The 11630-nt window shown below is 33.8% G+C and carries 14 protein-coding genes and 1 tRNA gene; 4 read left to right on the top strand and 11 right to left on the bottom strand.

The window, feature by feature from the left end:
* The first annotated feature begins 39 nt into the window (after nt 1-39).
* A tRNA-Arg gene (locus CI949_RS11410) sits at nt 40-114 on the top strand.
* 108 nt (nt 115-222) lie between these two features.
* On the opposite strand, the gene CI949_RS11415 is transcribed toward CI949_RS11410, so the two are convergent.
* Nucleotides 223-1386, bottom strand: a complete 1164-nt coding sequence (locus CI949_RS11415) for a site-specific integrase (RefSeq protein ID WP_089716845.1) — start codon at nt 1384-1386, stop codon at nt 223-225.
* A 14-nt stretch (nt 1387-1400) separates the two neighbouring features.
* Nucleotides 1401-2141, bottom strand: coding sequence for a LexA family transcriptional regulator (locus tag CI949_RS11420; RefSeq protein WP_076544535.1), 741 nt, complete (start codon nt 2139-2141; stop codon nt 1401-1403).
* 186 nt (nt 2142-2327) lie between these two features.
* Here CI949_RS11420 and CI949_RS11425 point away from each other — a divergent pair, with 186 nt between their 5' ends.
* From CI949_RS11425 to CI949_RS11435, 3 genes are all read left to right on the top strand, one after another.
* Entirely contained in the window at nt 2328-2603 is a 276-nt protein-coding gene (locus CI949_RS11425) for a helix-turn-helix domain-containing protein (protein WP_076544534.1), read from the top strand.
* A 403-nt stretch (nt 2604-3006) separates the two neighbouring features.
* Nucleotides 3007-3180 (top strand): hypothetical protein, encoded by a 174-nt coding sequence (locus CI949_RS11430; protein ID WP_158531783.1) that lies wholly within the window; start codon nt 3007-3009, stop codon nt 3178-3180.
* Nucleotides 3134-4558 carry a hypothetical protein gene (locus CI949_RS11435; protein WP_076544533.1) on the top strand — a complete coding sequence of 475 codons (1425 nt, stop codon included), beginning with the start codon at nt 3134-3136 and terminating at the stop codon, nt 4556-4558. Before CI949_RS11430 ends, CI949_RS11435 begins: the two co-directional genes overlap by 47 nt.
* Before the next feature lie 189 nt (nt 4559-4747).
* On the opposite strand, the gene CI949_RS11440 is transcribed toward CI949_RS11435, so the two are convergent.
* The 9 genes from CI949_RS11440 to CI949_RS11480 all read right to left on the bottom strand — a co-directional run.
* Nucleotides 4748-5050, bottom strand: coding sequence for a hypothetical protein (locus CI949_RS11440; protein ID WP_076544532.1), 303 nt, complete (start codon nt 5048-5050; stop codon nt 4748-4750).
* A 153-nt stretch (nt 5051-5203) separates the two neighbouring features.
* Nucleotides 5204-5410, bottom strand: a complete 207-nt coding sequence (locus tag CI949_RS11445) for a ribbon-helix-helix domain-containing protein (RefSeq protein WP_089716842.1) — start codon at nt 5408-5410, stop codon at nt 5204-5206.
* A 51-nt stretch (nt 5411-5461) separates the two neighbouring features.
* Nucleotides 5462-5716: a UPF0175 family protein gene (locus tag CI949_RS11450; protein ID WP_076544530.1), complete on the bottom strand. Its 255-nt coding sequence runs from the start codon at nt 5714-5716 to the stop codon at nt 5462-5464.
* A gap of 248 nt (nt 5717-5964) precedes the next feature.
* On the bottom strand, nt 5965-6510 hold the full coding sequence (locus tag CI949_RS11455) for a site-specific integrase (protein WP_089716841.1): 546 nt from the start codon (nt 6508-6510) through the stop codon (nt 5965-5967).
* Between the two features lie 230 nt (nt 6511-6740).
* Nucleotides 6741-7769, bottom strand: coding sequence for a YaaC family protein (locus tag CI949_RS11460; protein WP_089722906.1), 1029 nt, complete (start codon nt 7767-7769; stop codon nt 6741-6743).
* An 89-nt stretch (nt 7770-7858) separates the two neighbouring features.
* Entirely contained in the window at nt 7859-8446 is a 588-nt protein-coding gene (locus tag CI949_RS11465; RefSeq protein WP_089722905.1) for a TIR domain-containing protein, read from the bottom strand.
* A gap of 61 nt (nt 8447-8507) precedes the next feature.
* The gene (locus CI949_RS11470) at nt 8508-9407 is read right to left on the bottom strand and encodes a DUF4231 domain-containing protein (protein WP_180363593.1); all 900 of its coding nucleotides are present in this window, start codon (nt 9405-9407) and stop codon (nt 8508-8510) included.
* 50 nt (nt 9408-9457) lie between these two features.
* A complete protein-coding gene (locus tag CI949_RS11475) occupies nt 9458-10186 on the bottom strand; it encodes a M48 family metallopeptidase (protein WP_089722903.1) in 729 nt (242 codons plus the stop codon).
* Between the two features lie 12 nt (nt 10187-10198).
* Nucleotides 10199-11630, bottom strand: a 1432-nt coding sequence (locus tag CI949_RS11480) for a UvrB domain 3-containing protein (protein WP_290766663.1), incomplete at its 5' end; no start/stop codon positions are given.

The raw sequence follows: 11630 nt of genomic DNA on the forward strand, positions 1-11630 counted from the left end.
GACATTAAAGTCTCATTCTGTTAAAATAATTTAGGTAATGCCCCCGTAGCTCAGTGGATAGAGCAAAGGCCTCCGAAGCCTTGAGCGTAGGTTCGACTCTTACCGGGGGCACCATATATCATTCCTGCTATAACAGCGATTATAGCAGTTTTTCTTTTTCAGTATCTATTCTCATTAAGCTTCCCACCGTGATTTCACCGCAGTACTTTCTATCCACCTCAATCAAGCATCCAGAAATTTAGAAGCTTTTTCAGCAGCTTCAGCCTGTAAAGTCGGAATTAAATGAGAATAAGTATCCATTGTCTGAGTGATTGAGGCATGACCCAATCTCTCCTGAACAATCTTAGGATGTTCATTTAGCTGCAGAAGAATCGAAGCATGTGTATGGCGAAGTGTATGGAGTGTTTTTTCTTTATCTAATCCAGCTTTATCTCTTAATTCAGCATATCTAACATTATATCTGTCTGGATAATATTTTTCACCATCTTCTTTACAGAACACCAGATTATACTCATCGTGATAATTATCTCCCAGGAATTCTTTGAACTCCTTTTGTTTCTCTTTTCTTTTCTTCAGTACTTCTACTATTTCGTCAGTAATATCGATATTCCTGTTACTATTTGCCGTTTTAGTACTTTCTCTTAGAACAGAGCCATTACCCTTTTCACCTACCAGAGCCTGTCTCACCCGAATCTTCTTATTCTCAAAGTCAACATTATCCCATTCCAGGCCTAAAAGCTCACTTTTTCTCATCCCTGTATGGACTGCAAGATAGATAAAATCATGTAATAGCGGATCATCCTCTTTAGCAACATCTAACAGTTTACTTATTTCTTCTTTTGTTAAAGCAACAATGGTATTATTCCTTCTCCGATCAATTTTTGGTGCTTCAACAGGATCAGCCGGGTTAGCTGCAATATATCTGTTTCTGACTGCAAAGCTCAAAGCCTGCTTCAGCTTCTTATAGTGCTTTAATAGAGTTGCTTCTGATAACCCGCCTTCTTTACCGTCTTTTCTCCCGTCTTTCCGCTTCTTCTGCAAATATACTCGAATGTGAGCCGGACTCAGTTCTTTTAACTTAATATGTCCGAGGGCAGGAATCAGGTGAGTTTTAAGTATGATCTCATATCTATCATGAGTAGTCTTTTCTGTCTGAACAACCGCGTACTCCTCAAACCACTTCAGTAACAAATCCTTTACTGTCATGTCCGTCTGTACTACAACTCCCTGATCAGCCTGCAATTCCATTTTTCTAGCCCATTTTTTTGCATCTCTCTTACGGGTAAATGTCTTATACTCTCTCATTGTCTTTCCTGTCTCTGGGTCCTTCCCAATATAAACTTGTGCTTGCCAGTTTCCTGACTTTAACTTTTTAAAGCTTCCCATATTAATTCCTCCTATTATTTTATATATTGTCTTCCTACAAAAACTACTAATCCTTTAACTTCAATTTCTGTCTTATCAATTTCACCATAGTTCTCAAAATCTGGTTCTAGCCTCACCTTATCTTTATTAATAATGTAGTATCTTTTTATTGTTCTGTTGCAATCACCACCTTTTCTGATAATCACTAATATTGTAGAGCCATTCTCAGGCTCATCATTCATGGGTCTAATTAGAATGTAATCACCTCTGACAATTCCCCAATCCTTAAATTTATTATCTGTCATCTTTAAAGCATAAGAGGAATCTGTAACATACCCTTCTGGAAAAGTGAAATAGTCTTCTTTAACACATTCTTGCTTCTCATCCCAAAAAGCTTCATTATTATAATTGTAACTTGTAACCATTTCTCTAGGGTTCTTCTTTTCTACCTGCTCAAGATAAGTTGAAAGTAACCCTTTTGCTCCTTGAGTGTCTTTTTTTTCCTCATATTGCCCCTCGTCATCCTTATCCATAACTAAAAGATACTTCTCATCCAGATAACCTGCGGCTACCATTAATTCAATATAACGAACTTTATCATTATTCTCGGCTATTTTTTCTAAAATATCTGGCTTAGGATCAAACTCAAGCGACCCGTTTTTGAGTTTAGATAAATAAGATCTGTGTATGTCTGCTTCTTTAGCAAACTTCGTGACTGATTTATCACCAATTGCTCTACTTACTAAATTCATTAATTTCACTTTATCTTTTTTCACTTTCTCTCACCTCTAAATAGATTGTAACACATTTTCGGGATTATTACAAACACTTTTTTAATTATTTTAGGATTATACTTTACAAAAAGAAGGCTTCATGCTATAATATTATTGTAATAAAGCAAATAAGCAGCAATTGATTGTTGTTCAATATTTGCACACACTAATATTTTAGGAGGATTTAAGATGAAAGATACTAAAACAGATCTGATAATTTATTTTAAGAATGCAGTAAAAGAACAGATCAACTTTGACTTTGAGCAGATACCTTTTTCTTTAGGTGTGAGCGACTTAAAAGAGCTTTTACCCCTATCTGATTCTAAAATTTATATGATGCTGGAAGCAGGAGAAATTCCTGCAAGAAAGATGGGAGGTAAATGGACAGTCTCAAGGGCAGAGTTCCTTGCCTGGTTTTACGGATCTGAAGAAAATCTAGATTTGGAAGAACAGGTAATCGTTTAATTATAATAGTAGGGGGAGAAAGAAGAGTCTCCTCTCCCCCGAAATTATCACACTCAGAATAGTGAAGTAATAATCTGAAAATCCTCCAACAGATCCAGGTCTTAACGGGCCTGGGTCTTTTTTTATTTACTAATATTTTAACTTTCATTCTAAATGAACATATGCTCTTTTAGTGAGCTTGAGTAATTTTATTATCAAAATTTGAATTTCACTGTCAAAAACGGCCTTTTAATCGGTATTATATATATAGAAGCACTTTTTAAAATGGGGGGATGAAGGTAGAGGATCCCAAGCAAGGTTCTCTGCCTTCAGCCATAAAAAAAGACCTGCTGTTAAGTTCTTTTAAATAACTACTTAAGTACTTACGAAATCCTGTGATCGGATTAAGGAGGCTTCTAAAACAGTGAAAGTAGACGAAATCTTAAAGTTAAAGAAATCTAAACTCAGTAACATTCAAATACTTAGTTTGCTTAAAGAAGATATATTCCAGAGCAGAAAGAAACAGGAAAACAATAACGGAGGTAATAACAATGACAGTGACAGCTCAAAATCTCAGAACTACCATGAAAAAGAATGAGGATAAGGCGGAAGGCAGAAATGTAGCAACATTAAACTCTATCGAAAGGGATATTAAAGGAGTATGGTACTCGAGAAAGCTAGATCTATACGGTAATATTCTCGATGAAATAAGTTATGAAGATGAAATATACAGGGGCGGAGAAAAGGAAAATAAATGGAAGTCTAAGACAAATGATAACAAACCATCAAGAAGTAAAAGTACCTATACTCCAACTCCAGAAGAAAGAATAGCTTCTAATATCAATCAACTGAAAAAGAAGACCTGGAAATTGACCATTGCTAATATTGAAGACATGAATACTTTTACCACAGTAACTATGGGAGATGTAGACTTCTACAACCTCTTTTCTTCAAAAAGAAGCGATAAAGATAAAAATGAACTCTACCTTGCTGATCAGTTGAGTGAAAGTGAATTGCAGCTTCTTAAAGGTAAGACCAACCTGAAGTATAAAAAGGAGAAAGATAGAAGATACTTAAATAACAGTGAGGAAGAAAATTATCTACGTAAAAAAATTATAAACATCTTAATCAAGCAGGCTTCATCTATGATTTCCAAAATAGAAGAATCTTTTGTAAAGGATGAAAAAACATTCAAAAGTGTCAGTGCTCGTAATCAAGCTATTAAAAGAGAACTTGCTTCAAGAATCAACTCTCTTCTGTCTGGTAAGTCTCCGTATAATATTGAAAATGCCTACTCTGCTTTCAGTAAATTCATTGAGAATCTGAAGAATTTATCAGAAGCCTATGAAGGTGACTTCAAATACATAGCAGTGTTAGAATTCCAGGAAAATGGTAGACCACACTTTCACATGCTGTCTAATCTAAAGTACCTGGAGCAATCTAAACTTCAGGATAAGTGGGGTCACGGAATAGCTCATATTAGCTCTCTTAATTCGATTAGTAGACCTGGCCTACACATCAGTAAAAAAGATAATTTAAAGGCAAAAGCGACTAAGTTGTCAAATTATCTCTGCGAAGAAATTAGTGAAACTAGAAAAGATTCTAGAACTAAAAATAGAAAAATACTTTTGAGAAGTAATGACTTACTAAAACAGCCACTGGAGGTAATTACTCCTGAATTACAACGACAGGTGGACCAATATGTGTTTAGTAATTCTGTTGGGGTAGACTGGGAAAGTGGGTTAATCGAAGGTAAGGGAGAGTATTCAAAAAGCTCCAACATAAAAAGAAGAGTTATGGAAGATTCTAATCTCTACTCAATGATAGAACAAAGAGCAGGCCAGTTACTGGATAAGATTCTAGAAATAGCAGAGAAACTTAATAGTGACATCATAACCAAAGATATATACTATCAGGCAAAGCATGAACTTTTCTACAAAGATCAGGGATATATGCCAGCTACTATTGCAGCATAGTGTCTCTCCTGCTTGAACATTGACAACTAAATATTTTACTCTTACTCCCTATTAGATAACACCTGGATGCGCGCCGCAGGATTTTAACTGCCGGGCTATAACCAACAGGAGATCTATGTCTAAAACTTATATAATAGTGGTTCAGCCGGCCAGAGAAAGAAAAGGTCCATTTCTTGCTATACTTAACGTTTATTCAAATACATCAAATACCAGTGATTCAGGTATCCACATGTATTCTACTCCTTCATCATTTAAAGGAAACTCAAAATAGTACCAATTACCTTCCAGATCAGTCTTGTATTGATCAGTACCCTCTAAACCTTCCAGCCACTGTTCTTCAGCAATGACTAGTTCTTCTTCATCATTAACTGGCTTTTCAGGAAATCCTTCCTGGATAATTTTAAGGTGATACTCTCCTTTTGGAAAGTTATAGCCACTGTCTCTATAATTCTTTGCCTGGTAACTTGCGCCGACTTCAAATTGCTTTGTCACGGTTATCAGCTCCTAATTTTAATATTTTGTCTCAAATATAATTTATAAATCTTATCATCATGCTGATTCATCTTATTATCTTTATAGGAATCGATAATATTGTAATCGATATGCTACCCAAACTTATACCATAAGATGATGTATCTTAAAAAATTAATCTCTTACTTCAACACGATCATAATATTCATAAAATGCTTCTCTATAAATGTATGATTTACTTTGACCAGATCTCTCACTTAGTTCATTAGCTTTATCATCTTGATCCTGAGTTACATAAATACTAACTTGTTTCATTTCACTAATTTTTTTCTTCTTTTTTAAGATGAAACGACAATCAGATTTCTTTTCCTTCTTCCCCACTATAATCACCTCCTTCAAGAAATTTGCCAGTAATGAAGGAATTAATGAGTTTTAGGCATTCTCAACATCAGAAGCTAATTCTTCTGGATCCATGTTTATCATTTCTACACCATATCTGTGCAACTCTAACAGAAATGCGGCTCGATCCATCCCAACCATTTCTGCAGCCATACCCGAAGATATTCGTTTAAGTTCAAATAGTTTGACCGCCATTGCCAATTTAGCTTCTCGTTCAAATTCTTCAGGACTTTCTTGAAGTAAATCAGGCAAAGTGTCAGGATATTCTATCTCCATTTTTCTAGGCATGTCATTATCCTCCTACTGGACTTATTATACTCAGATGCGTATTACTAACTCTATTATAGCACATATCTGCAGTAGAAAAAAAGCTTAACAACCAATATACTACTGGGAGCACACAAAGGCTATTTAAAGCTGTTTCTAACCGTTCTACATAAAGAATACCCAGCATAAACACAAGGCTCCAAACTGCTATTCTCAACCCTCCTCAGCCCTTTCTACATAAGAGCTTAGAGCACTATCGCTTTTCTAACTTACAGTTCGAAGTCTTTCATTGATTCATCCATCAAATCCTGATTTACCCCTATATAATCTAGAGTAATACTCGGAGCAGAATGGTTAAAAAGTTTCTGCAGCATTGCTACATCTTTGTACTGCTGATAATGGTGGTAACCGAAGGTTTTACGGGTAGAATGGCAGCCAATGGATTCCAGACCAACTTCTTTACCTACAGAACTTAGCACTCTATATGCCTGACTTCTAGTTATCGGTTTGTTGGTCCCGTTCCTACTCTGAAAGAGGTACTCATGATCAGCCATGTTTTTAATGTATTGATCTAAAGCATCTCGCAAAACACCATTAATAAAGAACTTCTTTGACTTTTGAGTCTTCTGTTCTTTGATCTGGATATGTGTCTTATTCCTTACATCAGAAACTTTTAGTTGCAGCATGTCTCCAATTCTAAGGCCAGTATTAATTCCGAGCACAAAAAGTAGATAATTCCTGTAATTATCCATCAACAATAAGCGTTTAATCTCCTCAATCAATTCCTTGTCTCTGATCGGCTCAACTTTTTTCATTAGTTTAATCCCCTTTCTAATTTGTTTAAGATACATAAAAGCTCATTTAACACAGAATAGACATCTATTGAAGTGAGTTCATAAGCAAAATATTGGGCCTTCACCGCCGCTAAGGTTGCTATAACAGCAATAAAGACCACAAATGTCAACTCACCTTATTAACTATTGTGGTGAATTAAGCTATATTAGATTTCACTGCTCATAGATACTTATACTTAACAGAATGAAAATTAGTGTTCTAATTTTTCAAAGATTAATCGAGGAAATTTATGTTCTATAACTGAAATAGACTTCTTTAAAATAGGATAGGAAAAATCTCCATTAGAATTTGTAATTAATTTCATCCAATGAGTTGGATAATATCTAACAAACATTCCTAAAAAAAATGAGGTTAGATAAATATTAAGTAATGAAGATACTTTAACATTATCTATTGGAGTAACAATATAAATATTTTGTTCATTATCGTTCTTAATTAAAGGGACCCTCTCCTTGAATTCTTCTAAACTTGAGCAAGGTATTGAAAAAGAAATATTTTTTGCACCCCTTATTAAGTCATGATCGTCCTTTTCTTCAATATCAATATCATTAGGTAATTTAAATTCTTCTTTAATCAGGTCTTTATCAGGCAAACCTAACCCAGATTCTAAAATAGATATTTTAATATACCTAGAATGTTTTTTAGCAATAGATTTATAACATTTAGAATAATCATCAAAGGTTTGCTCAAATATCCTTGATAATTCAGGTATTCTTGATAATACTTCTTTAAACGCAATATTATTACCAATATTATCATCTTCATTCCTTGATATACTGATGTCCATACGGTTAGGGTATATATTAGTGAATACTGAAAAAATTTCTGTATTCTTAGTAACCTCCCATAATTCTAAAAAAGTTCCATTATTAATTTTTACTTTTAAATCTGGTATTCGACTTATACCCTGACACAGAACATTATTCCAACTAGTAGTTTCTAATCCATGAGATGGTTTTAAACTTGTTGCTCTTAAAAAAGGATCTAAAAATAAAATAGCACCTCTGCTTAATGACAAAACTCCGTAATAAAATAGTAAGGGCGCTACAATTTCATTAGCATCTTTAGCACTATTAAAATATTCTTTACCTTGTGAAATACTGGAAACTATTTCTTCTGCTTTACCTGAGTTTAACTCTCTATCATGTTTATTTTTATAAAACTTTTTAACTAAATCTTTACTCTCAAATAAAGAAATTTTAGACCAAATATCATCCATATTTTCTCCCTTCTATTCTTTTAAAAACCAAATACTTATAAGACTCTCAGCTAGTTTCAATAAGTAACTAAATTATATACTTTACATTATTATTTTCCATAAACTTTAACTTTATCTGCAATTGATGCTGCTCTCTTATCATATGCTTTATCAATATATTTTTTAGGATCATTATTAAAATCATCCCATCTTACCAATACACAATATCTATCTTCTTCAGAATGAGAACATTTATCATTAGGTATATAATAATTATAACTAAACTCATCTATTACAGTATCATCATTTATAGCAACCCAATTATGAGTACCTCCACAGTAAGAACATTCATAGTCCCCTTTATATATACTTGGTTCCATGTTAGGTAACACAACTCCTAGTATTCCATTTCTAGTATTATTTTCTCCATTATATAAGGATGCTTGTAATTCTCTTTTTATAAATCTTTGTTCGTTCCAACCCAACTTTTCTGCACTATATTCTCCAATTATAAAAATAGTCACTGTTGAATCAGCAAGGTAATCTTCTCTTATTTTTCGCATAATGTAATCTTCATTATCAGAGTTAATCGGTTCATCTAAAGACTTATCTATCATATCAATACTCATGTCCGATTGAATATAATTCTTATAATCAATATCTTCAGTTTTAAAAGAAATATAACATTTATGACCCATGATCTATTACCTCCTAATAATGTATGTTACTTATCTACCAATTATTAAACATAAATAAAACTTATATAACATTTTTTCGTGCCAACCACTGAGTATGTTCTCTAGAAAATGCTGTTTCGCTATTAATAACAAATTGTATAAAATCTTTTTCATTTTCTACACTGTCTAGTTCTCCTCTAATGAAACCAAGTTCATGAGCTGTTAGTCCATAAGCAGAAGCAAGTTCTCTAAAACGTTTAATTTGAATCCAAGTTAAAACTACACTAGCACTAACAACAAAAATTTCTGCAGGCCAATAACCGAAATTAGGATATGCTACACGGAAGATTATAAAAGCAATGGCAATTAATTGGCAAATAATTAGTAACGAAAACCAAAAACAACTTTGTTTTTTTGCATCAGATGCCTTTTTTGCATACCATTTTCTTTGTTCATCTATTCTATTCTTTCTATAAAAATCTATTCTATCATTAAGAGGCATATCCCTGATTTTAAGCATTGAAGAGGTGATTTGTTTCTCTGAAGAATTCTCATCTCCAAGCTCATGGGATAAGTTTTTGTGTTCGTCTAATATATTTTTAAGACGTCCTAAAAATTCTGATTTAACTACTTTTTTGTTTTTTTCATCTGTAAAAGGTTCAGCTTTCATCATGAATTTCCAAGTACTTGTTTTAACCGACTCAGCGACAGCCCTAGTTCTATACCACCTATCTTCATCTTTTTTTAAAATAATTAATAACGACACAAATATAGCACTAATTATTACTAAAGCTGAAAAAATAGCAGAACCTTTATTGTTTATCCCATATACAGAAAAACCTGCTGAAAGTATTAGTAAAACAGAATGAATACGAATTAATAACAAATATGAGTTTTGAGCATCTGCTGAAGCTAAATCTGCCGACCTAAAGAGAGCAGGATAATTAGAGTTTCTCATACCTTTATTTTTGACTTCTTCCACAATCATCCCCCCAAAATTTTAAATAAATATTTTTTATATCAACACATATCTTAAAAATATAACCTCTTTCCATTAACCTTAAGCCATTCTTTTTTCTCTTTAATATCAGGAATAATAGCAGCTACTGTTGCCCAGAAATCTCTAGAATGATTATCATGAATTAAGTGGGCGAGTTCATGTACTACCAAATAATCCACAATAGACATTGGTGCCATAATGATCTTCCAGTTAAAATTAAGGTTATTCTTGCTGCTGCAGCTGCCCCAGCGTTTCTTCTGTTTTTTTACAACTACATTATTTGGTTCAACATCAAGCTTAACTTTATACTTATCCACTCGCTCATTAATCTTTTCTTTAGCATGTTCACGATACCATTCAATTAATGCAGTCCGAATTTCTTCTCGTCGCTTTTCTTTCTTATCTGTAAACTCAACTGGGTAGTCAATAATAAACTTACCCTGGTAGAGCTTTACTTCTACTATTGAAATTTCTGCTGGATTAACTTCCAGCCTATATCTTCGACCTAAATAGGGAAGTTTCTCTCCGGTCATAAATTCTTTTTCTTTTGGTGCCGGCTTAATCTTATCCATTTCCTTTAATTTGGAAAGAATCCAGTTAGTTTTTTTCTTTAATACCTCTTCTATTTTAGCATCTTCTGTATTTTTTGGAGATCTAACTATTAAATTCCTCTCATGCTCAACAATAATCCCCATTGTTTTGCGTCTAGTGCGTATTATTTCATAATTTATTAGTTTATTTCCCAGTTTGATCTGCTGCATTCTTACCTCCGATTAAAACATAAATATATTCTGAGAGAGCTTAATTATCTTGTTAGTTAAACTCTCATATTTCTGCTTGAACTCGTCATATTTGATCAAATGAACCTTGGTTGTTTTTCGCATTTTCTGCAGCACTTCTGTTTTTTGCCGCCAGAGATCAATCTTAGTGTACTCACTTAAGTCATTAAAGATATTCTGAGTAACTTCTTTGACAGTTTTGTTTACATAAGGCTCGTTATTACTCTCACCTGCAGTATATTCACCAGGCTCTTCTGCAACTTTGCCCTTTTCTTCTTTATCTCTCTCATTTAAAAGAAGTTCATAGAGGGCAAACTCTTTCTTGTTTAACCCCAGTTTTTCTGCTTTCGACTGAACTGTTCTCATATCATTAATAATATCCTTCATCTCACCAATCTGCTCTAAAAGACTCATTTGATTGTTTTTACGCTTTTCAATGATTTCTTCCAGTCGCTCACTTAGTTTTTTATAATAGACAGGATTTTCTTCCATCTGTACATTAATTTCTTTCTTTATCGCATGCTCCATCTCACTGGCTTTAGCCTTATCAGATTTTAAGTCATCTAGAGTGTCTTCAAACTCTTTCTCATCAAGTATAGATACTGGCTGATGTAGGACTCTGACACTGCTTGCTCTGATATGATCATCAATTAGCTTTTTAACTTTTTCTCCCACACCTTTGATATCAATACTATCATCACGATACCTATTTCTAACGGCTGTATGGATTTTGCTCAGCTTATATAAATCACCCCTGTAAGGAGCAGCTATTGGGTGCGGCATAATGATATCCATACTCTTAGCAAAGTCCTTAAAGTCATTTTTGAAGTCATTTCTCTTCTCTTCGTCTTCAAAGAGCTCAATACAGGCTTCCAGATCACTCATATCTGTATTTCTAAAATATTTCATTACCTCTCTGTGATTTGCTTCCAGTCTTGGCTTCTCATCTTCAATTGGAGTTACAGCATTTTCCACATCAGAAGGATTAAAGATAGCCAGTGCTTTTTTAAGGTTATCAAAGACCCCATAATAATCTACTACCAGACCATAATTCTTCTCAGAATAAACTCTGTTAACTCGGGCAATAGCCTGCAGCAAGTTATGTTCTTTTAGAGACTTATCCAAATACATAACCTGCTCAACTGGGGCATCAAAACCAGTCAAGAGCATATCACAAACGATGATTATTTTAAGTGAAGAGTGAGGATTCTTAAACCTCTCAACTATTCTAGATTTCTGATCATTATCAACACTGTATTTTTTAAGTAAGCCCTCATCATTGTGCCCGCCAGAGATTAATACAGCCGCTTCTGGACCATCTAACTCATCAATCGCCTCTTTATACCTAACTGCTGCCTGTCTGCTTACGGCCACTATTTGAGCCTTAAAAGGGGCAATCTTTTCCGTATAATGTTTAATAATATCC

Source organism: Halanaerobium sp. (assembly GCF_003070835.1).